Annotated in this window: 29 protein-coding genes and 2 pseudogenes; 18 read left to right on the forward strand and 13 right to left on the reverse strand. The window is 68.3% G+C overall.

What is annotated here, in order from left to right:
- The first annotated feature begins 383 nt into the window (after positions 1-383).
- The 7 genes from BJ986_RS11360 to mscL (BJ986_RS11390) all read left to right on the forward strand — a co-directional run bounded on the left by BJ986_RS11360 (position 384) and on the right by mscL (BJ986_RS11390) (position 6,774).
- On the forward strand, positions 384-1,580 hold the full coding sequence (locus tag BJ986_RS11360) for an IS110 family RNA-guided transposase (RefSeq protein WP_179422080.1): 1,197 nt from the start codon (positions 384-386) through the stop codon (positions 1,578-1,580).
- Positions 1,581-1,784: 204 nt separating this feature from the next.
- Positions 1,785-2,429: a hypothetical protein gene (locus BJ986_RS11365; RefSeq protein WP_179422081.1), complete on the forward strand. Its 645-nt coding sequence runs from the start codon at positions 1,785-1,787 to the stop codon at positions 2,427-2,429.
- 858 nt (positions 2,430-3,287) lie between these two features.
- On the forward strand, positions 3,288-4,001 hold the full coding sequence (locus BJ986_RS11370) for an MBL fold metallo-hydrolase (RefSeq protein ID WP_272955391.1): 714 nt from the start codon (positions 3,288-3,290) through the stop codon (positions 3,999-4,001).
- A 904-nt stretch (positions 4,002-4,905) separates the two neighbouring features.
- Positions 4,906-5,094: an antitoxin gene (locus BJ986_RS11375; RefSeq protein WP_179422083.1), complete on the forward strand. Its 189-nt coding sequence runs from the start codon at positions 4,906-4,908 to the stop codon at positions 5,092-5,094.
- 373 nt (positions 5,095-5,467) lie between these two features.
- Positions 5,468-5,845, forward strand: a complete 378-nt coding sequence (locus tag BJ986_RS11380; protein ID WP_179422084.1) for a hypothetical protein — start codon at positions 5,468-5,470, stop codon at positions 5,843-5,845.
- A gap of 96 nt (positions 5,846-5,941) precedes the next feature.
- Entirely contained in the window at positions 5,942-6,148 is a 207-nt protein-coding gene (locus BJ986_RS11385; RefSeq protein ID WP_179422085.1) for a hypothetical protein, read from the forward strand.
- Positions 6,149-6,387: 239 nt separating this feature from the next.
- Positions 6,388-6,774, forward strand: a complete 387-nt coding sequence (gene mscL, locus BJ986_RS11390; RefSeq protein ID WP_179422086.1) for a large conductance mechanosensitive channel protein MscL — start codon at positions 6,388-6,390, stop codon at positions 6,772-6,774.
- Between the two features lie 96 nt (positions 6,775-6,870).
- Here mscL (BJ986_RS11390) and BJ986_RS11395 read toward each other — a convergent pair whose 3' ends face one another.
- Entirely contained in the window at positions 6,871-6,990 is a 120-nt protein-coding gene (locus BJ986_RS11395; protein ID WP_179422087.1) for a helix-turn-helix domain-containing protein, read from the reverse strand.
- 632 nt (positions 6,991-7,622) lie between these two features.
- On the opposite strand from BJ986_RS11395, the gene BJ986_RS11400 reads away from it, so the two are divergent.
- The 4 genes from BJ986_RS11400 to mscL (BJ986_RS11415) all read left to right on the forward strand — a co-directional run bounded on the left by BJ986_RS11400 (position 7,623) and on the right by mscL (BJ986_RS11415) (position 9,491).
- Positions 7,623-7,811 (forward strand): antitoxin, encoded by a 189-nt coding sequence (locus BJ986_RS11400; protein WP_179422083.1) that lies wholly within the window; start codon positions 7,623-7,625, stop codon positions 7,809-7,811.
- Positions 7,812-8,184: 373 nt separating this feature from the next.
- Positions 8,185-8,562, forward strand: a complete 378-nt coding sequence (locus BJ986_RS11405; protein WP_179422084.1) for a hypothetical protein — start codon at positions 8,185-8,187, stop codon at positions 8,560-8,562.
- 96 nt (positions 8,563-8,658) lie between these two features.
- Positions 8,659-8,865: a hypothetical protein gene (locus BJ986_RS11410; protein ID WP_179422085.1), complete on the forward strand. Its 207-nt coding sequence runs from the start codon at positions 8,659-8,661 to the stop codon at positions 8,863-8,865.
- Positions 8,866-9,104: 239 nt separating this feature from the next.
- Complete coding sequence (gene mscL / locus BJ986_RS11415; protein ID WP_179422086.1) at positions 9,105-9,491, forward strand: large conductance mechanosensitive channel protein MscL; 387 nt, start codon at positions 9,105-9,107, stop codon at positions 9,489-9,491.
- Between the two features lie 96 nt (positions 9,492-9,587).
- Here mscL (BJ986_RS11415) and BJ986_RS11420 read toward each other — a convergent pair whose 3' ends face one another.
- The 8 genes and pseudogenes from BJ986_RS11420 to BJ986_RS11450 form a co-directional block, all read right to left on the reverse strand.
- Entirely contained in the window at positions 9,588-10,025 is a 438-nt protein-coding gene (locus BJ986_RS11420) for a recombinase family protein (RefSeq protein WP_475439527.1), read from the reverse strand.
- Positions 9,977-10,228, reverse strand: coding sequence for a recombinase family protein (locus BJ986_RS16915; protein ID WP_475439528.1), 252 nt, complete (start codon positions 10,226-10,228; stop codon positions 9,977-9,979). The genes BJ986_RS11420 and BJ986_RS16915 overlap by 49 nt, the downstream gene beginning before the upstream one ends.
- 249 nt (positions 10,229-10,477) lie before the next feature.
- The gene (locus BJ986_RS16435) at positions 10,478-10,813 is read right to left on the reverse strand and encodes a hypothetical protein (protein ID WP_179420116.1); all 336 of its coding nucleotides are present in this window, start codon (positions 10,811-10,813) and stop codon (positions 10,478-10,480) included.
- A gap of 1,131 nt (positions 10,814-11,944) precedes the next feature.
- Positions 11,945-12,124: pseudogene (locus tag BJ986_RS16895) on the reverse strand (J domain-containing protein); the annotation flags it as partial.
- Between the two features lie 1,346 nt (positions 12,125-13,470).
- The gene (locus BJ986_RS11435) at positions 13,471-14,259 is read right to left on the reverse strand and encodes a hypothetical protein (protein WP_179422088.1); all 789 of its coding nucleotides are present in this window, start codon (positions 14,257-14,259) and stop codon (positions 13,471-13,473) included.
- A 425-nt stretch (positions 14,260-14,684) separates the two neighbouring features.
- Positions 14,685-14,951, reverse strand: coding sequence for a hypothetical protein (locus BJ986_RS11440; protein ID WP_179422089.1), 267 nt, complete (start codon positions 14,949-14,951; stop codon positions 14,685-14,687).
- Between the two features lie 67 nt (positions 14,952-15,018).
- Complete coding sequence (locus tag BJ986_RS11445) at positions 15,019-15,906, reverse strand: hypothetical protein (protein ID WP_179422090.1); 888 nt, start codon at positions 15,904-15,906, stop codon at positions 15,019-15,021.
- Between the two features lie 144 nt (positions 15,907-16,050).
- The gene (locus BJ986_RS11450; RefSeq protein ID WP_179422091.1) at positions 16,051-17,076 is read right to left on the reverse strand and encodes a DUF4192 domain-containing protein; all 1,026 of its coding nucleotides are present in this window, start codon (positions 17,074-17,076) and stop codon (positions 16,051-16,053) included.
- A gap of 516 nt (positions 17,077-17,592) precedes the next feature.
- Here BJ986_RS11450 and BJ986_RS11455 point away from each other — a divergent pair.
- Positions 17,593-17,916, forward strand: coding sequence for a hypothetical protein (locus BJ986_RS11455; RefSeq protein ID WP_179422092.1), 324 nt, complete (start codon positions 17,593-17,595; stop codon positions 17,914-17,916).
- Between the two features lie 123 nt (positions 17,917-18,039).
- On the opposite strand, the gene BJ986_RS11460 is transcribed toward BJ986_RS11455, so the two are convergent.
- The 4 genes from BJ986_RS11460 to BJ986_RS11475 all read right to left on the reverse strand — a co-directional run bounded on the left by BJ986_RS11460 (position 18,040) and on the right by BJ986_RS11475 (position 22,969).
- Entirely contained in the window at positions 18,040-18,414 is a 375-nt protein-coding gene (locus BJ986_RS11460; RefSeq protein ID WP_179422093.1) for a hypothetical protein, read from the reverse strand.
- A gap of 101 nt (positions 18,415-18,515) precedes the next feature.
- The gene (locus BJ986_RS11465) at positions 18,516-20,339 is read right to left on the reverse strand and encodes a bifunctional DNA primase/polymerase (protein WP_179422094.1); all 1,824 of its coding nucleotides are present in this window, start codon (positions 20,337-20,339) and stop codon (positions 18,516-18,518) included.
- Between the two features lie 512 nt (positions 20,340-20,851).
- Positions 20,852-21,208 carry a hypothetical protein gene (locus BJ986_RS11470; RefSeq protein ID WP_179422095.1) on the reverse strand — a complete coding sequence of 119 codons (357 nt, stop codon included), beginning with the start codon at positions 21,206-21,208 and terminating at the stop codon, positions 20,852-20,854.
- Positions 21,209-21,508: 300 nt separating this feature from the next.
- On the reverse strand, positions 21,509-22,969 hold the full coding sequence (locus BJ986_RS11475) for a recombinase family protein (RefSeq protein WP_179422096.1): 1,461 nt from the start codon (positions 22,967-22,969) through the stop codon (positions 21,509-21,511).
- Positions 22,970-22,999: 30 nt separating this feature from the next.
- Here BJ986_RS11475 and BJ986_RS11480 point away from each other — a divergent pair.
- The 6 genes and pseudogenes from BJ986_RS11480 to BJ986_RS11505 all read left to right on the forward strand — a co-directional run.
- Positions 23,000-23,527, forward strand: a pseudogene (locus BJ986_RS11480) (ATPase, T2SS/T4P/T4SS family); the annotation flags it as partial.
- Between the two features lie 4 nt (positions 23,528-23,531).
- A complete protein-coding gene (locus tag BJ986_RS11485) occupies positions 23,532-24,398 on the forward strand; it encodes a type II secretion system F family protein (RefSeq protein ID WP_179422098.1) in 867 nt (288 codons plus the stop codon).
- Positions 24,395-25,327 (forward strand): type II secretion system F family protein, encoded by a 933-nt coding sequence (locus BJ986_RS11490; RefSeq protein ID WP_179422099.1) that lies wholly within the window; start codon positions 24,395-24,397, stop codon positions 25,325-25,327. Before BJ986_RS11485 ends, BJ986_RS11490 begins: the two co-directional genes overlap by 4 nt.
- Positions 25,328-25,363: 36 nt before the next feature.
- Complete coding sequence (locus BJ986_RS11495) at positions 25,364-25,573, forward strand: hypothetical protein (protein WP_179422100.1); 210 nt, start codon at positions 25,364-25,366, stop codon at positions 25,571-25,573.
- A gap of 49 nt (positions 25,574-25,622) precedes the next feature.
- Positions 25,623-25,973, forward strand: coding sequence for a TadE family protein (locus tag BJ986_RS11500; RefSeq protein ID WP_337795187.1), 351 nt, complete (start codon positions 25,623-25,625; stop codon positions 25,971-25,973).
- Entirely contained in the window at positions 25,973-26,434 is a 462-nt protein-coding gene (locus BJ986_RS11505; RefSeq protein WP_179422102.1) for a pilus assembly protein, read from the forward strand. The genes BJ986_RS11500 and BJ986_RS11505 overlap by 1 nt, the downstream gene beginning before the upstream one ends.
- Positions 26,435-26,467 lie beyond the last annotated feature (33 nt).

Genomic DNA, 26,467 nt, shown 5'->3' on the forward strand with positions numbered 1-26,467 from the left:
GTCTTGGATTGCGCAACCCCAACGCGTCACCCTTCTTGGCCCGACGCGACAGCAGGAAGTCGTAGTCGATGGCGTAGAAGATGTCCACAAGGGGCGATGTCATCCGCCACCGACAGTGCGAGTGCAGGCCGCCTGGATCCAGGCGGCTGACGCGGCTACTAGACGATTCACGTAGGGCCGGTGTCTGGCCAGACTCGGTCCAGGTGATCGGCGGGAAGCTCTCCATGCGGCTGCCCACCAGCAACGTCGGTGTGGCTCACTATCGGTCTGCGGCCCGCCGGTCACCGTGACGAGGCGTGGCTCAAGAAGGGACTGCCCTGCTCGTAGTAGCACTGCCCACCTCGCCGTCCACCACGGAACGAGTACAGGCGGGAGAGCAGCACATGCAGCACGTCATCATCGGGGTCGATCCCCACAAGCTGTCGGCAACGATCGAGGTCGTCGACCAACGCGAACAACTGCTCGGATCGGGACGGTTCACGACCGACCGGGCCGGCTTCACGGCGATGCGCGCGTACGCCAAGGCATGGCCGGATCGGACCTGGGCGGTCGAAGGCGCGAACGGTGTCGGACGACCGCTGGCACAGCGACTGCTCGAGTCCGGCGAGCACGTGGTCGACGTCCCGGCCAAGCTGGCCGCCCGGGTCCGTCTGTTCGACTCCGGGCATAACCGCAAGACCGACGCCCACGACGCGCACTCGATCGCGATGGTCGCGGTCCGCACCAGGGGCCTGCGGGTGCTGGAGCTCGATGGTGAGCTCGAGGCGCTGCGGATGCTGGTCGAGCGCCGCGAGGCCTTGACCCGGCGACGCGTCCAAACGGTCGACCGGCTGCAAGCCCTGCTGGCGGAACTCCTTCCAGGACAAGCCAAACGCGACCTGACCACCGGTCAGGCCAAGACCATGTTGGCCTCGGTACGCCCGCGTGACATCGCCGGGAAGACTCGCCGCCGGATCGCGGTCGAGGAGCTGGCCGAACTGGTCGCGGTCGAGGCCAAGATGAAGAAGGCCACCGCCGAGCTCAAGGCGATCGTGCTCGCCCGCGGCTCACACCTGATGGACCTGCACGGCGTCGGACCCGTCGTCGCAGCCCGGGTCCTGGCCGACGTCGGCGACGTCGCCCGGTTCGCCGACCGCAACCGGTTCGCGTCCTGGACCGGGACCGCACCCCTGGACGCCTCATCCGGTGAGCAGACCCGGCACCGGCTCTCGCGGGCCGGCAACCGACGGGTCAACCACATGATCCACATCGCCGCGATCAGCCAGATCCGCCTCGACACCGATGGGCGGACCTACTACCGGCGCAAGCGAGCCGATGGCAAGAGACCCCTGGAGGCGTTGCGGTGTCTCAAACGGCGCATCTCCGACGCCATCTTCCGACAGCTGCTCGCCGACGCCGCGGCCCCACAAGAACACGTGGAGGCGGGCCCGGGAGGGCACCGCGGGGCGACTCAAGAATCCAGCGCGGCCGGTTCACACCCGCACACCGACACTTCGGATCAGCCACTTCCCGGACCCGCACCCACGACGCTACGCCGCCCGCTCACGGCGCGGAAGAGACAGCTCGACCCGATCAGTTGACAACAGAAGGGAGCCGGAGTGACGCACTCGTGCCAACACCCAAGAGATTTCAAGGCACGAACAGCCCGGGGCGACCCTGACCAAGCAGCCAGCCACCTCGCCTAGGGATCGCTGGCACTCCAATCGCCGAGGTGCGCGACGGGTCCCACCCACGTCGCCCACCGGGGACTACTGTTCAAACTCGTGCCCGAGGGAGGATTCAGCTTGAGTGAACTCGTTACCTACTACGACGAACAGCCTCGCCAGCTCAAAGGTCATGTAGAGATCCAACAGCTGCCCATCGCGTCAGCGTCGGCTTCGCGATCGGTTGAAGGGGCCGTGCGATCCGCTTTGGTGTACGTCCGCGTCCGCAGCGAGGCAGGCCCATTCCTCGTTCCGTTCGGGGAGTACGACGAATGGTCCCTCCGTGACCGGTACAACGAAGCAATCCGCATCATGAACACGTTAGGAGCATCCGAGATTACGTGCGAGACCTTCGGCGAGGTGACTTCTCGCCGTGGGTTTCGCGCCAAAGTGATGGGTCGCGGCGGCGAGGTATCGCAGGAGCGGATCCAGAACAGCGGCTTTGACTTCCGCCATAACGGGGCGGGTAGTGCAGCCCGCGACCCGCGGCCACTGCGTTGGCCGGACGAGCCTGGCTTCGCAGCGGCGGTGAGTAGCGTCCTTGAGAATGGCGCAACGGAAGTGGTCATCAACATCCGAAGCAACCGCACCCACGCCGTCGACGGCTCTCTGGGTCTCGAACTCAAGAAGGTGGGACTCGACCTAGGCGGAGGGACTCAACGGAGCGGAGCTACCAGTCTGCACATCCGTGCGACCTTCCCCCAGGTGCGGAAGGGTTGGAGGTAATCCCAAAGCCGGGAACGCTGCCAGCGATGGCAACGCTAGGCAGGCAACAGAGCTGCCCCGACACACTGGACCAAGCCGTCATCGGCGACGGGTCAGGGCTGCCGGGGCGATTCGATGCGCTGAGACTCGTTTGCAGCCCATGCGCATGAGCCCCTTTGCCGCCCATCGGGCGGTGGGTGAGGCCGCAGGCGCCAGCCGGAGGCCAGAACCCCGTCAGCGACGTCCTACCCATGGGCCGGAAGGGCCCAAGGCCACCGGGCGTTCCGCGGCCCGAGCGCTCAGGCTTGGGTGGTCAGGGTGCGAACGTGGCCAGCCCATCGCCCTCGGCGCTGCTCATCGCGGTGAATGAGGCCGCCCTGCAAGCAACGGAGTCTCAAGCCTCCGCGTTCACAGGCCTGATTCGCGTGACGCCAGGCCCCGGTGACTCGTTGGACGGGTCAAACGGCAACCTGGGGAGGGATTGGTCTTGGGCACCGCGAAGCGCACGCGCACATGGGGCTGGGGTAGTTGAAGCGCCCCGTCAAGGGCCATCCCCAAACGGGTGCGGCCGTCGCCACAGTGCTGGGTCGGTGGGTGCTGGACCAGGTCCGGTGGCACGGTCCGCGGCATCGGAGAACCACCGCGAGAAGAGCCCAACGCGCCGGTTGGTACCGATAGGAAGGGCGGTGGCAACCGCTGGGCCAGTCAAGCGCCATGGCTGCGGAGTCTCGGTACGGCGGTGACGGTGCGGTCAACGCGAGCGCCATCAAGATCCACGCCAGAGTCTGCGGGAAACCGATCCGGACGTGGAACCGGTGTCGGTGGGTGTCCCTATGGTCTGGTCTGAGGTCATGTCGACCTCTTGGTGAGGGGGACGTCATGAGGGTTCGAGTGCATCGGGGCAGCCACGAGGTGGGCGGTTCGTGCGTCGAGGTTGAGCATGAGGGCTCCCGCCTGGTGCTTGATGTGGGGAAGCCGTTGAGCGCAGGCTGGGGCGACGACGTCCCGCTCCCATCGGTCCCTGGACTGGCAGACGGGTCCGATCCTGGCCTACTGGGGGTGCTGATCTCCCACGCTCACTTGGACCATTACGGGCTGGTCGACCAGGTGTCGCCGCGGGTGCCCGTGTACGCCGGTCGTGACGCCGCGGCCGTCGTCGAGGCGGCGTCGTTCTTCAACGCTTCGGGGCCGGTGCTGGCACCGGCCGGGTATTGGGAGCACCTGTCACCGACGCGGCTGGGCCCGTTCACGATCACGCCACACCTGGTGGACCATTCGGCGTACGACTCCTACTCACTGGTCATCGACGGCGGGGGCCGGCGTCTGATGTACACCGGGGACCTTCGCGGTCACGGCCGCAAAAGCTCGCTGTTCGACGCCATGGTCACACGGCCTCCCTCCGACGTGGACGTCCTGCTGATGGAGGGCACCCACGTCCCCGACCCGGCCGCGTCGGCCGTCGACCCGACCCCTGCGCAACGGAGCTCGGCCTCCGAGACGGACCTCGAGGCAACCCCGCCCACCTGGCCAGGATCGCCGCCCAGGACGAGGAGGCCCCGTCGCCCCCGCTGGGGAACCCGCCGTCAGGCGTGACCGCCACGCTCGACGGCTATCTGCCATCCCGGGCCTTTGCTCACCCGGCTAGCGGACCTGGAGGAGGAGCTGGACCGGCGCGTTGCAGTGCGCAGGAGGCTTGCACGCGTCCGGGGCCGGAGCGTGCTCGTCGTTGGCTAGGGGCCATCCCCAGCTTCCCGGCCAACGGGCGCTCGCGGTGATGCGCTTCCACATCGCGCAACTGAGCGTGCGCCGAAGCTGCTTGCGGCCTAGGACGCCCCGTAGATGCGCGGCGGGCAGTTCTGACGCCCACGGGGTGGGAGCCGGTGGTGTCATGGGCCCGCGGTAGGCCGGAAAACGGAGGTGTCAGTCACAGGCTGCGGCTACCGTGGCCATTGAGGGGCGGCTTTCGAGGAGCGATAAGTGGGGGTAGACGGCGACCGAGACGGGCGGCCGAGCGGCGCTCGGCCGCCCGTCTCGCTCGTCGGCGCCCTCGTCTGTGTAGGCGTGGCGTTGTTGCTCACGGTGGGAACTGGGGTTGTCACGTTCGCGCTGTCACAGAGTTATGGTTTCGGGCCAGTCTGGGACCGGTCGGCGTTCATGATGACGGGTGCTGCCGGGGTGTTGGCTGGCGCTGCCTTGCTCGTCGCAGTCCGTCTTGCGCGACTGCGTTTGCGGGCGCTGCCCGTTATGGCGGGGTGGGTGGCGTTGGTATTCGTCGTGGGGTACGTAGCTGGCGTAGCCGGCAACAGCCTGAGGCGATAGCGGCCCAGTAGCTCAGCCCCGGCTCTGGGCTCGGCCATCGACGTCGGCGCACGAGGCGAGTTGCGCGCTCGAAGGTTGCGCACCCGGCCAGCGCTCTAGGCGGGACCTGCTGGGATGGGTACAGTCGGTTCGACCGCCGCGGTCGTGGTGGCGATCTGATCCAAGGGAGAGTGCCCGTATGGACTTCAACGAGATCCTCGACGAGGCCAAGAAGCTTGCTGGCGAACATCCGGAGCAGGCCAAGGCCGCGTTGGATAAGGCTGAGGGGATCCTGGACGAGCGGACGGGTGGCAAGTTCGCGGACCAGATCAAGAAGGGCGGCGACGCCGTGGGGGGCCAGTTGGGTCTCCCGCCGGAAACACCTTGAGAGCACCTAGCTAGGGGCACACGGCCGGTCGCGCTTCCGGCCGTCCTAGCCCACAGGTGGCCGAGCCTGACGGTCCCAATGGGTATTGGCCTGGTCGGCGGTCCCGGCGCGCGGCCGGGGTAGGAACCAACCTCTGGAGCACATCGTGACACCGAAACCACCACGGATCACCCGTCTTGTCCTGGTCGCCCTGGTCGCGGGGACGTTGGGGCTGACGGGTTGTGGCCCGAAGAGCTCATCGGGTACTGCCGCCGGGCCGCAAACCTCATCATCGGTTACTGCGGCAGCGTCGCCCACTGATTCGACGAGCAGTAGTGCCGTTCCGTCGAACTGTCCGACGGAGAACACCCGGGCGTTCGCGAAGACGCGGCTGGTGGCGGACCTGGGGCTGACGGCCGGCACCTTCCACCGGTACATCTACAAGCCGTTCAAGGCCGGCGCGTTCACCAAGGGCACCAAGGGTCGGGTGCTGGCGCTGGTGAAGGCGGCCGCCACTGCGGCTGCGGACGCCAAGCTGCTGTCCAACGCAATGAAGAACATCCAGGCCAACCCCACCCTGTGCAACGTGTTGTACCAGCCGATGGCCGACCTGGCCACGCACTTGGCGGCGCTCAAGAGCGACGTGACCGCCGGCAATCTGGGGAGCATTGACTCGGCCGGGTCACTGGTGTCTGGCCTGCTGGCCAAGGCCACCTCCAACGGGCTCAGCGTCACCGAGACGACGAACACCGCCGGGACCTCCCAGGGCTGAACCCGTTCCCCGCTCTGGCGTGGCGCAGCGGTTCGGTGGTAGGGATGACCCACCGCGCACTGACGTGGTGCGCACTGGTTCCAGGGGAGTAAGCCGATGGGTGACATCGCAAGCAAGGTCGACAAGGCATTCGAGACGGTCAGCATGACCGAGCTGGCGGACGCGCCCGTCGATGCGTTGCAGGGAGTCAGCGCAGGGGACGCCGAGCACCTCAAGGCCGCGTTCAACATCAAGACCGTCCGCGACCTGGGCACGAACAAGTACTTCCTGTGGGCGCAGGCCATCGCCAAGCTCGCGGAATAGCAAGTAGCACTGCGGCTGTAATGCCGGCCACACCAGGAACCGCCCCGGCCACCCGGTCGGGGCGGCCCCGTGTCAGGGTGCGCCGACCGGAGCTCACCCCGCCGTGCGGGAAACGCGAGGTGCGCACCAGTGCCAAAAGGCGGGGGCCGAGCGCCCCGGCCCCGAAACACTCATTTGGCCACCAAATGGTGGATACGCTCGGCACGTCAGGTCGTCTAGCGCGAACAAGGAGCGGGACCGTGAAGGGTTTCAAGGATTTCGTCATGCGGGGCAACCTCGTTGAGCTTGCCGTCGCGTTCATCATCGGCACCGCATTCGCGGTCGTCGTCAAAGCCTTCACCGACGTGATCCTGTCGCTGATCGGCAAGCTCGGCGGCAAGCCCGACTTCAACAGCATCAAGCCCGGCGGGGTCCCGCTGGGCGCGTTCCTGACCGCGCTGGTCGCCTTCCTGATTGTTGCCGCGGTGGTCTACTTCTTCGTCGTCAAGCCCTACGAGGCGGCCAAGACTCGATACGCCCGAACCGAGGTGGACGCCGCCCCCGACGAAAACGTCGTGCTCCTTACCGAGATCCGCGACCTGCTCGCCGGGACGACCGGCACCGCGGGCCGCCACGCGGAGATCTGAGCCAAGCACCCTCCGCCACCGCGATAGGCACCCGTAACGCAGAAAAGGGAGCGCGGCCCCTCCCGCCCGACAAGGGCGAAAGGGGCCGTTGACCGTTCAAGCGTTGCGTCGGTCCTGGGCCGGGAGCGAATCATTGAGCGCGCGGTAGACGCTGGCTCGACTGACGCCGATGACGCGGGCGATCGCGGCGACGTCGTGCTGACGGCTGTCGTACATGTCCCGGGCCGGCCGGTGGTGTCATGGGCCCGCGGTAGGCCGGAAAACGGAGGTGTCAGTCACAGGCTGCGGCTACCGTGGCCATTGAGGGGCGGCTTTCGAGGAGCGATAAGTGGGGGTAGACGGCGACCGAGACGGGCGGCCGAGCGGCGCTCGGCCGCCCGTCTCGCTCGTCGGCGCCCTCGTCTGTGTAGGCGTGGCGTTGTTGCTCACGGTGGGAACTGGGGTTGTCACGTTCGCGCTGTCACAGAGTTATGGTTTCGGGCCAGTCTGGGACCGGTCGGCGTTCATGATGACGGGTGCTGCCGGGGTGTTGGCTGGCGCTGCCTTGCTCGTCGCAGTCCGTCTTGCGCGACTGCGTTTGCGGGCGCTGCCCGTTATGGCGGGGTGGGTGGCGTTGGTATTCGTCGTGGGGTACGTAGCTGGCGTAGCCGGCAACAGCCTGAGGCGATAGCGGCCCAGTAGCTCAGCCCCGGCTCTGGGCTCGGCCATCGACGTCGGCGCACGAGGCGAGTTGCGCGCTCGAAGGTTGCGCACCCGGCCAGCGCTCTAGGCGGGACCTGCTGGGATGGGTACAGTCGGTTCGACCGCCGCGGTCGTGGTGGCGATCTGATCCAAGGGAGAGTGCCCGTATGGACTTCAACGAGATCCTCGACGAGGCCAAGAAGCTTGCTGGCGAACATCCGGAGCAGGCCAAGGCCGCGTTGGATAAGGCTGAGGGGATCCTGGACGAGCGGACGGGTGGCAAGTTCGCGGACCAGATCAAGAAGGGCGGCGACGCCGTGGGGGGCCAGTTGGGTCTCCCGCCGGAAACACCTTGAGAGCACCTAGCTAGGGGCACACGGCCGGTCGCGCTTCCGGCCGTCCTAGCCCACAGGTGGCCGAGCCTGACGGTCCCAATGGGTATTGGCCTGGTCGGCGGTCCCGGCGCGCGGCCGGGGTAGGAACCAACCTCTGGAGCACATCGTGACACCGAAACCACCACGGATCACCCGTCTTGTCCTGGTCGCCCTGGTCGCGGGGACGTTGGGGCTGACGGGTTGTGGCCCGAAGAGCTCATCGGGTACTGCCGCCGGGCCGCAAACCTCATCATCGGTTACTGCGGCAGCGTCGCCCACTGATTCGACGAGCAGTAGTGCCGTTCCGTCGAACTGTCCGACGGAGAACACCCGGGCGTTCGCGAAGACGCGGCTGGTGGCGGACCTGGGGCTGACGGCCGGCACCTTCCACCGGTACATCTACAAGCCGTTCAAGGCCGGCGCGTTCACCAAGGGCACCAAGGGTCGGGTGCTGGCGCTGGTGAAGGCGGCCGCCACTGCGGCTGCGGACGCCAAGCTGCTGTCCAACGCAATGAAGAACATCCAGGCCAACCCCACCCTGTGCAACGTGTTGTACCAGCCGATGGCCGACCTGGCCACGCACTTGGCGGCGCTCAAGAGCGACGTGACCGCCGGCAATCTGGGGAGCATTGACTCGGCCGGGTCACTGGTGTCTGGCCTGCTGGCCAAGGCCACCTCCAACGGGCTCAGCGTCACCGAGACGACGAACACCGCCGGGACCTCCCAGGGCTGAACCCGTTCCCCGCTCTGGCGTGGCGCAGCGGTTCGGTGGTAGGGATGACCCACCGCGCACTGACGTGGTGCGCACTGGTTCCAGGGGAGTAAGCCGATGGGTGACATCGCAAGCAAGGTCGACAAGGCATTCGAGACGGTCAGCATGACCGAGCTGGCGGACGCGCCCGTCGATGCGTTGCAGGGAGTCAGCGCAGGGGACGCCGAGCACCTCAAGGCCGCGTTCAACATCAAGACCGTCCGCGACCTGGGCACGAACAAGTACTTCCTGTGGGCGCAGGCCATCGCCAAGCTCGCGGAATAGCAAGTAGCACTGCGGCTGTAATGCCGGCCACACCAGGAACCGCCCCGGCCACCCGGTCGGGGCGGCCCCGTGTCAGGGTGCGCCGACCGGAGCTCACCCCGCCGTGCGGGAAACGCGAGGTGCGCACCAGTGCCAAAAGGCGGGGGCCGAGCGCCCCGGCCCCGAAACACTCATTTGGCCACCAAATGGTGGATACGCTCGGCACGTCAGGTCGTCTAGCGCGAACAAGGAGCGGGACCGTGAAGGGTTTCAAGGATTTCGTCATGCGGGGCAACCTCGTTGAGCTTGCCGTCGCGTTCATCATCGGCACCGCATTCGCGGTCGTCGTCAAAGCCTTCACCGACGTGATCCTGTCGCTGATCGGCAAGCTCGGCGGCAAGCCCGACTTCAACAGCATCAAGCCCGGCGGGGTCCCGCTGGGCGCGTTCCTGACCGCGCTGGTCGCCTTCCTGATTGTTGCCGCGGTGGTCTACTTCTTCGTCGTCAAGCCCTACGAGGCGGCCAAGACTCGATACGCCCGAACCGAGGTGGACGCCGCCCCCGACGAAAACGTCGTGCTCCTTACCGAGATCCGCGACCTGCTCGCCGGGACGACCGGCACCGCGGGCCGCCACGCGGAGATCTGAGCCAAGCACCCTCCGCCACCGCGATAGGCACCCGTAACGCAGAAAAGGGAGCGCGGCCCCTCCCGCCCGACAAGGGCGAAAGGGGCCGTTGACCGTTCAAGCGTTGCGTCGGTCCTGGGCCGGGAGCGAATCATTGAGCGCGCGGTAGACGCTGGCTCGACTGACGCCGATGACGCGGGCGATCGCGGCGACGTCGTGCTGACGGCTGTCGTACATGTCCCGGGCCACCTTGAGCTTCTCGGTGGTCCAGACGGTTGGTCGGCCACCGGTGCGGCCACGGGCTCGGGCTGCGGCCAACCCAGCGATGGTTCGTTCGCGGATCAGGTCGCGCTCGAATTCGGCCAGCGCCGCGAAGACATGGAACACGAGCTTGCCGCCGGGGGTGGACGTGTCGATGCTCTCGGTCAGGCTCAGGAACGCCACCCCGTGGCTCTCGAGGTCCTGGATGGTGTCGATGAGGTGGCGCAGGGACCGTCCGAGGCGGTCTAGGCGCCACACGACGACTGTGTCACCACGGCGCAGCTGCTCGCGCATAGCGTCCAGGGCGGGCCATGCTCCAGCTTGCCCGAGGCCTTGTCCGTAAAGATGCGCTGGCAGCCAGCGCGCGTCAGCGCGTCATGCTGCAGGGCCCCGTCCTGCTCGAGGGTCGACACCCTGGCGTACCCGATGCGGTAGCCGGGGTTTTGGTTCTCAGTACTCATCGCGTGGCCTCCTTTCGAAACGTTGATTGCGGACATGAGTTGCGGACACCGGTAGAGGGTCTGCGGGGTGCGACTGCGTGGCGTCTCTCAATCGCTCGTTTCTGTAACGCGGCACGGTGCGTGGTTGAGCACGGGTCGCAAGAGCCCTATCCCTCGGGGCGAAGGCAGGTCGCCGGGGGCGGCACCTCCGGGGTGGCTGCAGATCCCCAATGCAGATCCCCAAGGTGGCGAACACGCGCTTTCCTGAGCAGGCGTATCGGCCATCTCAGGACCGGCAACTGCGGTTCAGTTCACGTGCGTGAGGGAGACCTGGCAGTCAGAAAAGCGAGACCCTTCGTCCTCGACGCGTAGCGAGACGTCGAATCGCAAGATCTTTCCACCTGGGGGGACGTACAGAATGAGGCCGGTGCTCCTCCCCACATCGAATGTCGCCGTAGTCCCGGGTGTTATGGGTCTGCTGTCGTAGTCGGGCCAGTTCATCTCGAGCGGGAAATCGGGGGTGAGGGGGCTAGACGCCTTGCCGCCACCGGAAAAATGCGGGATCAGGGTGAAGGACGTCCCGTTTGTCACCGTGACCCTTGGCCACTCCTCAACGCCCGCCTCAAGCTGGTTGGTCGCCACCGTGAAGCTGGCGCGGAGGCCGGTGAGGCTCGCGCAAGTGGGCTCCGGCGCTGATGCCGCGGTTTGGAGCGGCGTGAGGGTCGGCGAAGGGGGGACGGCCTTTGTCGGAGCCCTTCTTGGGGACGGGGTGGTATTCGCGGTGCGCGATGAGGTCGGACTCGGTGGTGGCGCGGGGGCCGACGGGGACACCGCGCCTAGTTCCGTTGAACCTGTAGAAGCGGGCCGTACCGAGGTGGACGTCGTGGATGCGGCGCCCTGGTCTGCTTGGAGTTGGGCAGCTGCGAATGGGGCGCCGACGGCGATAAGGCCCGCAGTTGCGGGCAAAGTTAGGGCTACGATCCCGATTCTGTGGATGGGCACTCTGAGTGTGTCGAGCGCAGGTCGCGACGTGTTCATGGCGTGTGGTCCCGCGGCCTTCATGTGTGCGCGCGCTGCCACCGTGATGGCGAGGCGTTGGTCAAGCGAGCGCTTGTGGGCCGAGCCGAGCGCGCGGCGACGGCGATACCGCTGCTCGAGCGCGTTGAGCGAGGCCAGCGCCGTTGGCAGGGCCGTCTCTCCTCTGGCCTGTGCTGCGGCGCACCTGACCCGCCACTCCCTCTGCCGCTGGTCGGACTTGGCCGCAGCGGCGCCAGCGCGGGCAAGGTGCCAGAGGAGCGACATCCCACCGGTCATGACGCCGCGGACTAGGTGCCAGCCGATGAGCGCCCCAGCGCCCGGCGGGCGGCGAGGCATCGGAGCCAGAGCCGCCGCAACGTCCGGGCCGGCCTCCCACCACCATGCATAGGTGGACCACCTGCCTGGGCGCAGGATGTCCCAGCTTTTTCCAGCGATGACGATCCCAGCGAGCGCCATGAGCAGCAAGAGGAACCAGCCGACCCCGTCGATATGAGACTCGTCGGTGGAGGCATAGGGGTCACTCTCGTGGCCGAAGATGGCGAAGGGGAGCAGCAGGAACAGCAATACCATCAAAAGGTGCTCAAAGACTTCAGTCAGGGCAGCCCACGGGTGGTAAGGAAGTGCTGGGTTTCGTGCTGTCGCCCGATGCGCCTGTGGTGGCGGCTGGGGAGCCTGCGCACCAGATGGGCGGCCGGAACGGGCTTCGCCGCCGCGCAGGGAAGTGTCGTAGGCGCTCCTCTTGGCCGGATCCTTCAGGACGCTATAGGCCTCCGTGACCAAGTCAAGCAGTGCAGCCGAACCCCCCGTGTCCGGATGCGCGTGTCGTAACAGTCGACGGTAGGCCGCCTTCAGTTCGGCCGACGAGGCCGTCGGCTCGACACCGAGGATCTCGTAGTGAGTCCGAGTGGCTCTCATGCTGGTGCTGCCGCATGGCTGGCCGTTGCCGCGGCGGTCATTCGGCCTTGGACCACAACCAGAGCGCCTGGGCCGTCCGTCTCTAGCCCTTGCAGGGTCGTTCGAGTAGCTTCGAGTCCGGTTCGCACCGTTGAGCGCCAGCCTGACCTGCTGTCAGATCCATCCTCGGTCATGGATTTCCTCTCGATACCGCGTCAGACAGTAGGCAGCATCGAGGCAGCGTGTCCGTAATGTCTTGGGATGATCGGGAGAACGGCTGACCTATCGGTGTCCACTGGGGCTACGGAAGCGACCGCAGGGCCGTAGCGAGAGCCACCGATGGGGCTGGCTCCCGCCTTGGGGTGCATCTCAACGCGGGGAACGAAAGTCGTGTCGATGAGCTTCTCTCCTTGGCTCCAAGCGTCCAACCAGGACCTCACTGCGTCCCTATCCGAGATCAGCAGCAGGATGGGCCGACTTGGATCCCGCTGTGAGGTCCACCAGGCCCGGATATGGGTGTCAGTGGGCGGACCATCACGTGCTGGGGTCCGCTATGGGTGGCCTGGCGCATGACGGTGCAGCGGCTGGATCGGTTCTCTGTCCTCCGGCCGGTCTGAGGCTGTGGGACGCAGCAGTCATGGCTTCGTCCTTCTCGTACTCGTAGCCGCGGATGTCAGGGCTGCGGTAGCCCCGGGAGCTGGGATGGGCGGATTGCCGTCGTCGGGCACCTGCGAGGACATCGACGATCCCCTCGACGGGCTTGGTGCAGACCAGGACGATGGCTGCGAGAGCTCCGGGACCGCGCGCAGCTCGCGTGCGCCGGTCTCGGGTGAGTGTTGCCGTAGTCGCGCAAAGGCGAAGGCGACGACGAGGGCGGCGCCCCCGGCGATGCTGATGACGATTAACATGCGTTCTCCGTTCTGCCATCGGTGGCGGACCTGCCCCGGACAGTGCCTTTGCCCGGTGCCGCCGCCCCGGGAAAGCAGCTCCTGGGTGTGTGACCAGAGGTAGCGGCCGGTGGTTATCAGGGCGGACCCCACGAAACGGGCCGCGCGCACCGTTGCGCGCCAGACCGCAGGGGTGATGGGCCCGATGCAGGGCTGGGACGAGTACGAATACGTCATCACCGTGCTGCCCGAAGACCCTACGACGCTCGCGGCCACCCTTTGCGGTCACCCCGGCGCCGATGTGATGGAAATTCTCTACGCCAAGCGAAGCGAGGCTCATAGCCCGCGGAGAGGAAAGATGGCTCCGGGACCACGGCATACCACTGAGTTCTGGAGCCGCATAGAACCCGGGGGCTAGGTGCTGTGGGATCGGCGAGGCCGAGGAACGCCTCTTGTCTCGTGGCGGGCCAAGGCTCTCTGCTAGTCGTTGCGCGCGTCTGGGCGCGTTCGGCCGGGGGGCGCCGTTGCCCTGCGAGTCATGGTGACGGCAACCGTCACGAGGACGGCCCACACCATGGTTGCCAACGACCACGGTGGGTCGAGGCTGCCGGGAATGGGGTGTGCGGCCAGGGACACCAACCCCAGGTAGAAGGCACCGGCTGCAGCGGTAACTCCCATGTACCTGCGGACCTCGGGCAGAAGAGCCGCGCATAGCGTCAGAATGACCAGTCCGAGGGCCAAACCGCCCTGCAGTGCGTAATGATCGACGTTCGCGGTGATGTCAGCGACTGGGAGCTCCTCTCGGTTCAGGGCACACATGTGGTTCGCGTAGGCCAGCAATGGACCGGCACCAAGGATCGTCACTGCGATCAGCGGCGCAGCCGGAGCAACAGGGCCGGGCGCCCAGGAGTGATTCCCCGCGCCACGCCTGGACCACCACGCGACGACCTCAAGGACCGCGAGTTCACCTGCGGCGAGCGCCACGCCTGGCCACAGCTCGGGCTCACGTCCCGCGGTCGCGCCGACGATGGCTGAGAGGATCGCGGTCAGGATGACGAACCGCGTCGATGAGGTGAGGCGGCCCCGAACGGCCGCGACCGCTAGTGGGACCCCCAGGAAGCCGCCCACGAAGATGCCCAAGCCAGCCTCGAGCACCCGGGACCAGGCGGGGTCCCACGTGACGCTGAGGTCGATGAGCGCGAAGCCGGGCCAGACCAGCCACCCGAGCGCGGCGACCAATGCCAAGAGCCGGAACAGCCATATCCGCACGTCTTGACAATCCACCCTCAGTTTGGCGCGCTGCAAGCCCCGCCAAGTTCGGGCAGGTCGGCGGACACAGCCCTGGGGCGAGCGAACGACAGCCGAGAGCGCGATCACTGGATCCAGGGTCCAGTCAGGTGCCGCCCGCAGCAGGCCTCACGGCGCTGACCCGAAGGCTCCCGGCGCAAGGCCTTCGGCCAATGCCACGACCTCACCTAGGGAGCGCAGGGCCTCCAAGTCGGACATCAGGAGGAGGATTCCTCCCACGCGGACTGCGATGAGAACATCCCCTGGTCCGGTCACGGGCGTCAGGACGCGCACGCTCGTCGGCTGTGGCCCGCTGAGTTTGGCTTGGCACACCACCGAGCATCCACTCGGGTCGGGCTCGGTGCGCGGCCTTGGGAGGGCTCTCAGATGAGGAGTGTTCGTCGAGGTCATGGCTCGTCCTCGTAGTCGTACTCGGATTCGTAGCGTTTGCGGTAGCCCCAGGAGGCTGACGCGGGAGATGACTGGAGTCGTTGAGCACCGGCGAGTACGTCGACAATTCCTTCGACGGCCTTGGTGCAGACGACCACGATGGCCGCGAGTTCGCGCACGGCCCGCAGGGAGGCGTTCCCGGCTTCGGGTGAGTACTGCCGCAGACGGGTGTAGGCGACCACGGCCAGGGCGGCTGCCCCGGCGATGCTGACGACGATCAACATGACTCTTCTCCGTTTCGTATATGGGCGGCGGGGCCCTTTGGGGGCCCCGCCGCCGTGACTGGTGTAGTCAGCGGTGGGCTCGGGCGCGCTTGGCACGCGCCTGTTCCTGCTGCTGGGCGCGGCGTTCGGCGCGGTTGCGAGCCACATCGGCCAGCTCCTCGGCGATCGCCGAGTCATCAAGTTCCGCCTGCGCCTCCCCGATTGGAGGAGCCGACTCGGTTGCCTGGGTTGTCGGCTGGTCGTTGTCGAGGGGCCGCATCGTGGGCAACGGAAAGGTGCGGATGGCTCGTGGCCGGTTCTGTCCAGGCACCCCGAGCGCGAGCACCAGCGGCAGGATGATCAGCTCGAGGGCGAACCGAACAGGCTGCACGGGGATGAGCCGCAGGAGCTGGTGAGCGACCCCTGCCTGGCTGATCGGGCGGACCAGTCGCAGTGCGGCCTTGGCCGCGTGGGTGACGGTCGGGGCGGCGGGGTGGGCCGCGACCGCGCGCGCTGCCCGGGACACGGCGGAGCCGGCCCGGCTCATGGCGTGCTCGATGCGTTGTCCTGTGGTGCCGCCTCGGGACAGGAGGTGCTGAGCGCGGGTCCAGAGGTACCGGCCGGCCATGGCCAGGCCGGAGGCCGCAGCGGCCGCGAGGCGCTGGGTAGCGTTCCAGACCGGCGGGGTGCTGAGCACGGCCCCGACCAGGGGAACCACCCCGACCGCGCGAGCGAGGGTGACGGCGCCCCGCAGGCGGGCGCCGACCCATCCCAGCACCCGGTGCTCACGGGCGGCGTCACCGAGGGCGCGCAGGCGGCGTAGCGCCCAGCCGGCAGCGCCGCGTGGCAGCGCCAGCAGCATGTTCAGGGACTGTTCCGCCCGGCGGCGAATCGCCAGCACGAGGGCGAAGCGTTCGCGTTGCTCGGGTGGGGCGGGGACCGCGCGTAGCGGCCGTTCGTACGTGGCTGTGCTCATGGTGTGCGCTCTCTTCCTGGTTGGTCCGCCCGAAGGGCGGTGTTGTCCCTGCGGCGGGCGCCGCAAGGCGTTCTGGGTCGGGCATGACAAAGGCCCACCGCGGTTGCGACGGGCCTGGTTCTTCTGGCGGGTGTAGTGGTGGTGTTATCGGGCCGCTCGAGGGTTGATCGCGAGGTCAACCATCTGTTCCAGCAGCAGGGCTAGCGGGTAGTCGGGCTGGCAGCGAAGCGCGCGGGCGAGTGCGGCGCGGGTCAGGGCCCCGTCGCCCCGCCACCAGGTGAAGCAACCCAACACGGTCAACGCTGGGGCGGCGTGCCGGTCGGGGAGCATTGCGCACAGGTGGATCAGGCGTGCCTGCACCCGGTTCTGCGCGATGACGGTGGCGGTGTCGTTGTCGTCCGCGTTCCAGCCCGGCGCAAGGGCTCTCATGAAGCCCCTGGCGTGGGGTGGGAGATCCTCGACCGGTGGGCTGCCCGGCGTCAGTGCCGCCACCACCGCGTCGCGCAGTCCCAGATCCCGGAGCGATGCGGTCGCCCGCGCGGCGTCGCGCGGGCTGATTGGCGGCGGGTCGTCGCCGGTGTGCACGATGCGCGCCCAGGCGGCGGCCAGCTCATCCTGGCCCATGGGCTGGGCCGTGGTGGCCAGGAGGGCTCCCACGGCTGGGGCCCGGTCGTCGGCTTCGAGCTGTGCGACGAGGTCCTCGCGGACTCGGTGCGGGGCTGCCTCTTGGCCGACGAACTCCGCAGTCACCGCGGACACGTCTGCTGGGGACGGCACTGCAGTGCCTTCGAGCGAGCAGCATGACGGGTTGTCGCAGTCCAGGGAGCGCCACCGGCCGTCCCGGACCACGAGCCGGTCATGGACGCGTAGTCCGTGTTCGGTCAGCGCTTGCGTCATGGCCTCCAGGATCGGCGCGCTTTGGGCCGGAGTGGATTCGTAGCCCAGCAGGATCACGGACTCCGGCCGTTCGTCGAGCAGGGCCGGCAGCAGGCCGCGCATGGAGCGTTCTTCCTCCCCGGTCTCGGGCAGGTCCAGTCGCTGCACTAGGCCCAGGTGGCGGTCGCGGATGCAGATGACGACGATGCTGTCCTGAGCGTGGAAGCCGAGGATGTAGGGCACGACGGTGAGCAGCTCACCGGGGCTGGTCAATGACAGGGTATGAGTGGGCATGAAGGACTCCTCCGGTTCATGGGTAGTTGGACGGGAATGCAAGAAGGCCCGCCACACGTTGTGGCGGGCCCGTAAGTCCGAGGGGGTTTCTCCAACCCAGCAGTGGGCGTGGTTATCCCAACCTCGTGATACCAATTATACCTTGAATTCAATTGGCACTGAAGGGGATTCGGTGCTTCACCCCCCCTCGGAGTGGCGTGCCCGGCTTGTCACTGGGTCCACCTACCCTGGACGCCATGAGCACGTTCTTGACCGGCCGGCGACGGCTGAGCGCGTGGCACCAGGCATGGCGCGCCAAAACTGCCGACGCGGCGTGGATCGCCGCGGACCAGACGGCCGGCCAGCAGGCCCTTGCGTGCGCTGTTGCGCAGTTACGCCGTGAGCGGCAGGAACGCCGCCAACGAGCTGGGACCTCACCATGAGCGTCGCTGCCCTACCCCGCGTCGAGGGTCGGCACCGCAATCGGGCGCTGGCCGCGGCACGACGAGCGCGCGCCATCGAGCTGCGCACCCAGGGATGGACCTACGAAGCCACGCGGCAGAGCTCGGCTACGCCAACCGGGGAACGGTCTTCCGGATCGTCAGCAACGCGCTTGAAGCACGAGAGACCGACGCTATTGAAGAACTTCGCCTGCTCGAGCGCGAACGGCTCGACGCCCTGCAAGCTCCGCTTTGGGACGCTGCCATGACGGGGGACGTCAGCGCGGCCAACGCCATCCTCCGCATCATCCAGGCACGGGTCCGGTTGCTCGGACTGGCGGAAGGGCCACGCTCGGAACTTGCGGCTCCGAGAACCGTCGTCGTGTCTTGCCTGCCCATCGGAACGGACGCCTCCCTGTGAAGCCGCTGGCACCCCAGGCCGAGCATCTGTTGCCTGCCCAGTGACGCCAAAGCGCTCTGCCCACGGCGCCCTGGACGGCCCTCTGTTCGGGCTGGCGCCCTCCCTTCGGGCCGCCGCGGCCTGTCACAAGGGTCTGGGGGAGCGGCCGGAGGGGTCGAACCTGATCGCGGCAAAGGTGTCCCTGGCGACGGCGATGCCGTGGCGGCGAGCGAGCGTCACGAAGGCGCGGATCAGGTACCAGCCGGCGGCGTTCACGCTAGCCTCGAAGGCGCGGTAGTTCCGCTCCCAGTGGTCCGACGTGGCCGGGTCCCGCTCGATGAGTGCGATCCGTGCCGCGTTGAACAGCCATGCCACTTCGTCTGGCGCCTGTTCTGCGTTCCACGAGTAGGCCTCAGACAGCTCCAGGGCGACGAGCGACTCTCCGAGATGCAGCAGGAAGTCCTCCAGCTCCATCTCGAAGCGCTCAAAGGGTTCGTGTTCCATCTCGAGGTGCTCCACTGATTCGGTCATACTGCTGGGTCCTTTCTCCTGGGTGTTATCGGTTGGCTCGCGTGTGTATGGGCTCGGGTCGGTTTTGGGGTGAAGGGCTCTGCTCTGCGTCAGCTTGGGCGTGGCGGCGCTCCGGTCGCCGGGGGCGGCTCACGGTCGATCCAGAGAACGGCTCCGGTTTCGACCTCGACATAGAGGGCCGAGCCGTCTTCCCCGTCCTCGACGCGGACCCGTTCGTTCTCCACAAGGCGGTCGTAGTAGGTCCGGCGCTGGACGTCGTACAGCAGCTTGCGCGCATGGGCGGTGTCGGGGATGCCGAGTGCGTCCGCGAGCCAGTCGGGATCGAAGAGGTAACGCCACCAGCGCCCGTGAAGGTCGCGGAAGGCCAGCCCATCGCGTTTGAGCCTGCTGAGGCGCCCGCGGATGGTGGAGGCCGGTACGCCGGATTCTTCGGCCAGCTCCCGCACTGTCTTTCCTCGGCCCGCTGGCGCGGCCGGGATGCCGCGCCGAGGACCGGTGGCTGGCGGTTGTGCAAACACTGCGGAGGCGCTCCCCGGTGTCACTCGAACCAGGAAGCCGGATCGGGTTCGCAGCGGCCAGCGCCAGTGCGGCAGGAGGGCGAACGTGGCTTCGGCTCCTGGCCCGTTCCCGGCCGTGCCGAAGAGGCGGTGCACACCGTGCTTCGGCACCAGAACAACAGAAGACCCCACCGTTTTACCGGTGGGCTCTTCTGTTGTTCTGGTTACGGTTGAGGGGAAGGTCAGCTCTAGGCGGTCGATTGCTCCAGGGCTCTGCTTGCGAGTGATCCAGCCTTGTTCACACAGGCGTGCCACCACGGCGGAGACTCGGGCCAGCGGCAGGTCCGTGGCCTGGGAGATCTGTCGCTGGGCTTGACGGACGACGCGGGCGCGCTGAAGGCGCGCCTTGCCCAGCAGGTAGTCCACGACGACCCGATCGGTGGCTCTGGCCCGGCCACTTCGGGAGCGTGCTTCGACGGGGGAGGAGTCGTAGGCGGGGAGGTAGGCGTCGAGCCAGCAGTCGCAGGCGCTGGTGGGCTGAACGCGCGACCGCTGCTCAGAGACCCGCGCGATCGCGCCCGCCAGGGCGCGGTCCCACTCCAGTTCTGCGTCCTGCGTGCCTCCGGGCCTGCCGGCTCGGGTGGCCACGCGGGGCAGGAACTCCATGCGGAGCTCCTGCAGGGCGGCCTCCAGGCCCTGATGGCCGGTGCTTGCACCGCGAACCATCTGCAGGACGGGCCCCAGGATGGCAGGGTGCAGCCGGTCGGTGGCCAACGCCTTCAGGACCTGGTCCGCCGCCTCGCGCATCCACTGGCAGGGATCGCCACCGGGCACTCGGCCCAGGAATGCCGCGACGACGGAGTCGGCCTCGGCATCGTTGCCGGCGTCAAGTGACAGGCTCTGAGCCGAACCAGGGGAACCCGGTGCGCATGACGTGCGGCGTTGCGCTGGCGTGTGGTCGCTGACGGCGCGCAGCCGGTCGAACCAGTGGCTCAGCCGCGCTGTGGTCACCTGGAAGGGCGCGAAGTCGGGTGGAAGGTCTCCGCGCCCGTGGCCCAGGATCACGGCAATCTGTGCCTGGCCACGGTACTCAGCCAGCAGAGCCGGTCGAGCTCCAGCTGGGCGTTCGGCCCGCACGAGCTGACACCCTCTTGCCGATGGCGCCGGCCCATTGCTGACGCGCAGATAGGCGTGAACGCCGCCGCTCGGGGTTGGGCGTTTGCAGTGCTCCGGGAGCTCGGCGAGGACGGCTCGGATCGTCTCTCCCTTGGTGGTGCTGTCCCGCATCCCGGGCGCTTCCACGTCGAGGACCACCACGGCCAGCGGGCCCCCGCAGGCCACCGCCCAGCCGGCGGGAGCCCGGCCGGCCCAGGAGAGAATCTGGTCGTCGGATGGCTGGTGGTCGGTGTAGTTCACGGGACCAGTGCGCCACCTGACCATTGGGGCCTTGTTGCGCCCGACAGGAATCATGTGGAGGCCCAGGGTTTCGTGCAGTCTGGCCAGGTCCTCGTTGCGCCACTGCGCCCACCCGGGCGTAGTCGGCAGCACGGACGCGAGGTGAGCGTTCGGCACCGTCGTGCCCGGTAGCCTGCGGGCGGAGGAGGTCACCGGCACCCACCGCACGCGAAGAGCGAGGCGAGACGTGCCCGCTGTTGGGGTGACAACGGGGGCGCCCCAGCAACGATGTCGGTGACGGCGGCGGTGATCCCTTCTGCCGCTAGGTCCCGCCGGGTGTCGGCTCCGTGGGCCGTGTCAGGGAGGAGACTCTGTGCTGTCGGATCCGTGGGCGCGGTGACGTCGCGCGGTCGAGCGGGCATGGGCACTCCTGCAAAGGAAGTGCGTGATGCCCATCCGCGCGGTTCGGTCGTAGACCGGGGCTTGTGAGACCGCCAGTCTCGCTGGCTCTTGGTCGGCTCCCAACCTACATCTCAAGTCGCTTCTCGGCGAGGCATGCGACGCCAGTCGTCCGTGAGGTGGCGGACCGTGATCTCTTTCTCACCGCTGTCGATGACCTCACGCAGCCGGGACTTCCGAACCTTCCACAACCGCAGGCAACGCTCGCAGGTCATCTCGACCCACTCATGCGGAGCCCCGGGGTAGTCCTCCTCGCCGTACTCCGTGCGGATGACCCCACCGATGACCTTGGCGACCTTTGTCGGGCCGCGTCGAGGGTGGTCACACCGCACTACCAACCGTGACTGCTCATCGGGGACTGCCTTCAGGGACTGGAAGGCGCGGGGCTGCGCTACGTCTGCGGCCACCTGGTTGCCGAACCGGAGCTCCATGTCCGAAATCCTGCCTCAGAAGGTGAACCGTCGGAAGAGCCAGGTGAGGGCCAGGGAGCGGGTGCGCATCGAATGCGTTGACCGTTCGCTCAACGGCGGCCAGCGCCCTCAGGCCGAGTCTCTCCAGTAGCCGACGACGCCGGCAGCTGCCCCCGTGGATCACATCTGCGGGTGTTCTTCGCGTCGGCAGGCTCGGCCCACCAGCTGTGGGTGAGGAGGGAAGAGAGGTGGTCCCGGTCGACAAGCAGGTAGCCGCACCCCTTCGCGCAGTGGCGGCATCGAGCGTAGGCGACTCGGCGATTACGCACGCTTGCCGGTACGTCCCCGTGGGTTTGTGTCCCAAATGGTCGGATCGGCGTGGTCGGGGCTGCCACGGATTCGTTGGAACGCAATGGCCTCGTCCTTCCAAGTCATGCCGACGGTTGCGGGATCGAAGGTGCGTCGACCTCGCCCGATGGGTTCCAGTGTGACGTCCAGGAGTACTCGCAGGACCTCACGTTGGTTGTCGACGTGGAGGGCATCCCAGGCGGCCTGGACGTCGGCGGCGGTGACCAGGCGACCCAGCGCGGGGGAGCGGGCCGTCCTAGCCAGTGCCGCCGTGACCTCGGACAGCTCGGCTTTGAGGCGTCGCGACCCGGCAGCGAGCTGGGACCCGTCGATGTCACCGGCCGCGTAAGCCTCGGCCAGGCCGTCGAGCCGTTGGCGGAGGCGCCGTTCATCATCCACCAGTTGTGCTGTCTCGTCCTCGGCCTCGCGCCGGGCGAACAGGCCCGCGGCGTCGGGCATGGACAGTCGGCCCACGACCGTTGCGACCACGAGCTGGTCGACCGGCTCGCCGCGGCGCACCACGTGCCGGCGGGTCTCGCACATGTACACCGGCCCGCGGGGCTCGGTCGTGCCGAAGATCCGGCCGCCACACACCGCGCACCGGGCCACCCCGGACAGCAGATGTCGCCGTGGGCGACCAGGGCGGCGCCTGGAAGGGTCGGACAGGATGGCCCCCACTCCGACCCAGGTGTCGGAGTCCAGGATCGCGGGCCATCCCGCGTCGCCGACGACCTCACCACGGTGGACCCGAAGACCGGCATACCGCGGGTTGGCCAGCATCCGCCGCAGCTCGGTGGGGCGCCACGTGCCTCCGGTCGTCGTGGTTACACCACGGGCGGTCAGTTCCACCACGATGCCCCGCAGGCTTGCCCCGCCTAGCAGGGCGCCCGCGGCTCGCTTTACCTCCGCAGCCTCCTCCTCGCGGACTGTCACCCCATCCGGCTCGAAACCGAAGGCGCGCCGACCCCGGTGCGGTGCGCCGTTCTCAGCCCGCTGGTCGCTGGCCGCACGTTGCCGGGCCGACTTCCGCTCGACCTCGGCCCTGGCCACGGCTCCCTTGATCCGCGCGAACATGCGTCCGTTGTCCGTGGCCAGGTCCACGTCACCGCCCACCGATGCCAGGGCGACCCGCTTGCGGTCTGCCAGGTCGATGAAGTGCTCGATCTCGATCGGCCGACGGGTCAGTCGGTCCAAGTCCCACACCACGACGGCGTCGACCTCGCCCGCTTCCAGGGCGGCCAGCATCCGTTCGTACGCCGGTCGCGGCTTCGTACTGCTCGCCGAAACGTCGTTGTCCTCGAACACCTCACCGACCACCCAGCCCATGTCGGCCGCCTTTGCCTCGCAGCCCCTCAGCTGGCGCGTCACGCCGAGCCGAGTGCCCTCCGGATCGGACGAGATGCGGACATAGATCGCGGCGGTGCGTTTGCCCATGCCAACCACTGTACTAAAGCAAGGTTGGTGCTCAAGATCCCGCTCAGGGACGTGGCATCCATGCAGTGCCGGCAACCGAGCCTCGAAGGCACCGGGGAGATTCCGCTGCGTCGGCTTGTCAAAGAGGCGCTGCGGATGCGCCCGTCGCGGATCATCGTGGGCGAGGTGCGCCAGTCGGAGAGTCTCGACCTGCTGATCGCCCTCAACAGCGGCCTACCGGGCATGTGCACCATCCACGCCAACAGCGCGCGTGAGGCCATCACGAAGATGTGCACGCTGCCCCTGTTGGCCGGGGAGAATGTCGGCAGCCGGTTCGTCGTTCCCACCGTCGCCGGCTCGATCGACATCGTCGTGCACGCCGCTCTCGAGCACGACGGGGTCCGCCGGGTGCGCGAGATCGTCGCCGTCCCCGGTCGCGTCGAGGGCGACGTCGTCGAGACGGCCGACATCTTCACGCAGCGCGACGGCATCCTGTGCCGAGCCGAGGGGTTCCCGCCCCATGCCGATCGGTTCCGGCGAGGCGGCTACGACATCGCTGCCCTCCTGAGCCAGGAGTGACGACATGACGGGATTCGTCGTCGGGCTGCTCCTGGGCTGTGGCCTCTTCTGCCTGTGGTGGTCGGCCTGGGTGCCCGAGCCCCCGTCCACCAGGCGTCGGCGGGTGTCGCTGATGGACCGCCTGCGCGATGAGCTCGTCCAGGCGGGCTACCAGTCCGTGGGTCCGCGCAGCCTGGTTGCGGCCTGCCTGGCGGCCTTCGTGAGTGTCGCCCTCGGCGTCCGCGCCACGACCGAGGTGGTGCCGGTGGCCCTGTGCTTCGCCCTCATGGCGGGGTACGCACCCTTCGCCCTCGTGCGGGCGAGGGCGCGGCGACGTCGGTCGCACCTGCGCGAGCTGTGGCCCGACGCGGTCGACAACATCACGTCTGGCGTCCGCGCAGGTCTGGCCCTCCCCGAGGCACTCAGCCAGCTCGCGGTACGCGGTCCGCAGGAGCTGCGGCCGGCGTTTCAGGCGTTCGCCGAGGACTACCGCACCAGTGGACGGTTCAACGACTGCCTCGACGACCTCAAGGACCGGCTCAGCGACCCGGTGGGGGACCGGCTGGTCGAGTCCCTGCGCATCGCGCGCGAGGTGGGCGGGAGCGATCTCGGCGGGCTGCTGCGCACGCTCTCCACCTTCCTGCGTGAGGACAGCCGCACCCGGTCCGAGCTCGAGACGCGGCAGGGCTGGACCGTCAACGCGGCCCGCCTCGCGGTCGCGGCTCCTTGGGCCGTGCTGGCGATGCTCTGCACGCGACCCGAGTCAATCCAGGCCTATGCGACCGCGACGGGCACCGTGGTCCTGTTCGTCGGGGCCGCCGTGAGCGCGGCGGCATACCGGATCATGGTCTTCATCGGGCGCCTGCCCGAGGACGAGCGAGTGTTGCGATGACCAGGTGGCTGGTTGGTGCGCCGCTCGGGGTGGAGCTGGGGCTGGGCCTCCTCCTGGTCTGGGCGCGCCTGCCGCGAAACCGACGTGCCACCCTCGACGACCGGCTCCTTCCCTACCTGCGGGACGCGCCGCGCCCATCCCGGCTGTTGGCCAGCCGCCAGGCCGGTGGCGCACGCGCGCTGAAGGTGCTGGCTGGACCACTGGTGGCTGACCTCGGAGGCCGCATCGACGTCGTCCTGGGTGGGTCGGCATCGGTCAGGCGACGTCTCCTACGGGCCGGCAAGGCTCCCGATGTGGACCGCTTCCGGGCCGAGCAGGTCCTGTGGGGTGCCGTCGGCCTGCTCGGGGGCATCGTCGTCGGCGGTCTCGTCTGGCTCGGCCGGGGAGGTTCGGTGATCCAGGCGGTGCTTGTCGTCCTGTGCGGTGCGGGCGGAGCCGTCGTGGCGCGCGACCAGTGGCTCAGCCGCGAAGCGACCGTCCGGGAGCAGCGGATGCTCGGCGAGTTCCCCACCATCGCCGAGCTGTTGGCACTCGCCGTCGGTGCGGGCGAGGGCGCCGTGGGTGCCCTGGAACGGGTCTGCCGCCTGTCACAGGGTGAGCTCTCCGTGGAGCTCGGCCGTTGCCTCGCCGACGCGCGCGCCGGTGCGAACCTGCCGACGGCTCTGCAGGGACTCGCGGACCGCACCGGCCTGGTGACCCTGTCGAGATTCGTCGACGGCATGGTCATCGCGGTCCAGCGGGGCACCCCGCTCGCCGAGGTGCTCCGTGCCCAGGCGCACGACGTCCGCGAGGCCGGGCGGCGCGCGGTCATGGAGGCGGGTGGCAAGAAGGAGATCGCGATGATGATTCCGGTGGTGTTCCTCGTGCTGCCGGTCACGGTGCTGTTTGCGGTCTTCCCCGGTTTTGCCTTCCTCCGCTTCTCACTCTGACCCCCAGCCCCTGACCCAGCACACGAGAGGAACCTCATGACACACCTTCACCGCTCCCTGGTGCGTGCCCAGCTCGCCGTCGCGCGCGCCCTCAGGAGCGCCGCGCCGCGACGCGAGCGTGGGGACGTGCCCGGCTGGGTGCTGATCACCTTGATGACGGCCGGGCTCGTGGCAGTTCTCTGGGCAGTCGCCGAGGACCAGCTGAAGGCGATGTTCACCGACGCGCTCGACAGTGCGCGGCGGTAGACAGGTGCGATGGGCCGCCGTCCGCCGCAGGGGCGAGGGTGGTTCGGCCGTGGTCGACTTCGTCCTGGTCTCCGCCCTGGTCTCGGTCCTCTTCCTCGCCGTGCTGCAGGTGGGCCTGGCGCTCTACGTCCGCAACACGATCATCTCGTGCGCCTCCGAGGGCGCCCGTTTCGGCGCGAGGGCTGACGCCGACCCGCGAGTCGGTGTCGCGCGCACCCGAAAGCTGATCGAGGCATCCCTCTCTGCGCGGTTCGCCCAGGACGTCACGGCCGAGGTGGTGGACGCCGCAGGGGTGCAGGCGCTGGCGGTGCGGGTCCGCGCGCCGTTGCCCGTTCTCGGCCCCTTCGGCCCCGACAGCGGGTTCGACCTCGTCGGTCGGGCCTTCCTGGAGCGGCAGTGATGCTGGCGCTTCGCCGGCGTGTCGACGGGAGGCGCGCGTCGCGCGAGGGCGGCAGCGCCGTCGTCGAGTTCGTCTTCCTCGCGGTGTTGCTGATGGTCCCGCTGTTCTACCTCGTGATGACCCTGGCGAGGATCCAGGCGGGTGCGTATGCCGCGTCGGCGGCCGCGCGCGAAGCCGGCCGCGCGTACGTCACGGCGTCCGCGACCGCCAGTGCCCACGACCGTGCGATGTCCGCGGCCCGGATCGCCTTCGAGGACCAGGGCTTCGGCGCCGACGAGGCCCAGCTGACGATGACCTGCGACGGCGCACCGTGCCTGCGGGCTGATGGCCGGATCGTGATGGCGACGACGGTCATGGTGCCGTTACCCCTCATCCCGGCATTCGCCCGCGGCGTGGTGCCGCTCGAGGTTCCAGTGACAGCCAGTCACCTGGCGGTCGTGGACCGGTTCGGCGGGCGCTGATGACTCTGATGCGACTGCCTCTGGTGCGCCTCA

This window comes from Pedococcus badiiscoriae (assembly GCF_013408925.1).
In the GTDB taxonomy this organism is placed as follows: Bacteria; Actinomycetota; Actinomycetes; order Actinomycetales; family Dermatophilaceae; genus Pedococcus; species Pedococcus badiiscoriae.

Excerpts from the sequence above, each read along its gene's own strand:
- BJ986_RS11410 (WP_179422085.1), top strand. The coding sequence starts at position 8,659 with ATGGGTGACATCGCAAGCAAGGTCGACAAGGCATTCGAGACGGTCAGC.
- BJ986_RS11400 (WP_179422083.1), top strand. The coding sequence starts at position 7,623 with ATGGACTTCAACGAGATCCTCGACGAGGCCAAGAAGCTTGCTGGCGAA.
- BJ986_RS11360 (WP_179422080.1), top strand. The coding sequence starts at position 384 with ATGCAGCACGTCATCATCGGGGTCGATCCCCACAAGCTGTCGGCAACG.
- BJ986_RS11370 (WP_272955391.1), top strand. The coding sequence starts at position 3,288 with ATGAGGGTTCGAGTGCATCGGGGCAGCCACGAGGTGGGCGGTTCGTGC.
- BJ986_RS11495 (WP_179422100.1), top strand. The coding sequence starts at position 25,364 with ATGACACACCTTCACCGCTCCCTGGTGCGTGCCCAGCTCGCCGTCGCG.
- BJ986_RS11470 (WP_179422095.1), bottom strand. The coding sequence starts at position 21,208 with ATGGAGCTCCGGTTCGGCAACCAGGTGGCCGCAGACGTAGCGCAGCCC.
- BJ986_RS11485 (WP_179422098.1), top strand. The coding sequence starts at position 23,532 with ATGACGGGATTCGTCGTCGGGCTGCTCCTGGGCTGTGGCCTCTTCTGC.
- BJ986_RS11445 (WP_179422090.1), bottom strand. The coding sequence starts at position 15,906 with ATGAGCACAGCCACGTACGAACGGCCGCTACGCGCGGTCCCCGCCCCA.
- BJ986_RS11450 (WP_179422091.1), bottom strand. The coding sequence starts at position 17,076 with ATGCCCACTCATACCCTGTCATTGACCAGCCCCGGTGAGCTGCTCACC.
- BJ986_RS11385 (WP_179422085.1), top strand. The coding sequence starts at position 5,942 with ATGGGTGACATCGCAAGCAAGGTCGACAAGGCATTCGAGACGGTCAGC.
- BJ986_RS11395 (WP_179422087.1), bottom strand. The coding sequence starts at position 6,990 with ATGTACGACAGCCGTCAGCACGACGTCGCCGCGATCGCCCGCGTCATC.
- BJ986_RS11475 (WP_179422096.1), bottom strand. The coding sequence starts at position 22,969 with ATGGGCAAACGCACCGCCGCGATCTATGTCCGCATCTCGTCCGATCCG.
- BJ986_RS11420 (WP_475439527.1), bottom strand. The coding sequence starts at position 10,025 with ATGCGCGAGCAGCTGCGCCGTGGTGACACAGTCGTCGTGTGGCGCCTA.
- BJ986_RS11375 (WP_179422083.1), top strand. The coding sequence starts at position 4,906 with ATGGACTTCAACGAGATCCTCGACGAGGCCAAGAAGCTTGCTGGCGAA.
- BJ986_RS11490 (WP_179422099.1), top strand. The coding sequence starts at position 24,395 with ATGACCAGGTGGCTGGTTGGTGCGCCGCTCGGGGTGGAGCTGGGGCTG.
- BJ986_RS11505 (WP_179422102.1), top strand. The coding sequence starts at position 25,973 with ATGCTGGCGCTTCGCCGGCGTGTCGACGGGAGGCGCGCGTCGCGCGAG.
- BJ986_RS11440 (WP_179422089.1), bottom strand. The coding sequence starts at position 14,951 with ATGTTGATCGTCGTCAGCATCGCCGGGGCAGCCGCCCTGGCCGTGGTC.
- BJ986_RS16915 (WP_475439528.1), bottom strand. The coding sequence starts at position 10,228 with ATGTCCGCAATCAACGTTTCGAAAGGAGGCCACGCGATGAGTACTGAG.
- BJ986_RS11455 (WP_179422092.1), top strand. The coding sequence starts at position 17,593 with ATGGACCTACGAAGCCACGCGGCAGAGCTCGGCTACGCCAACCGGGGA.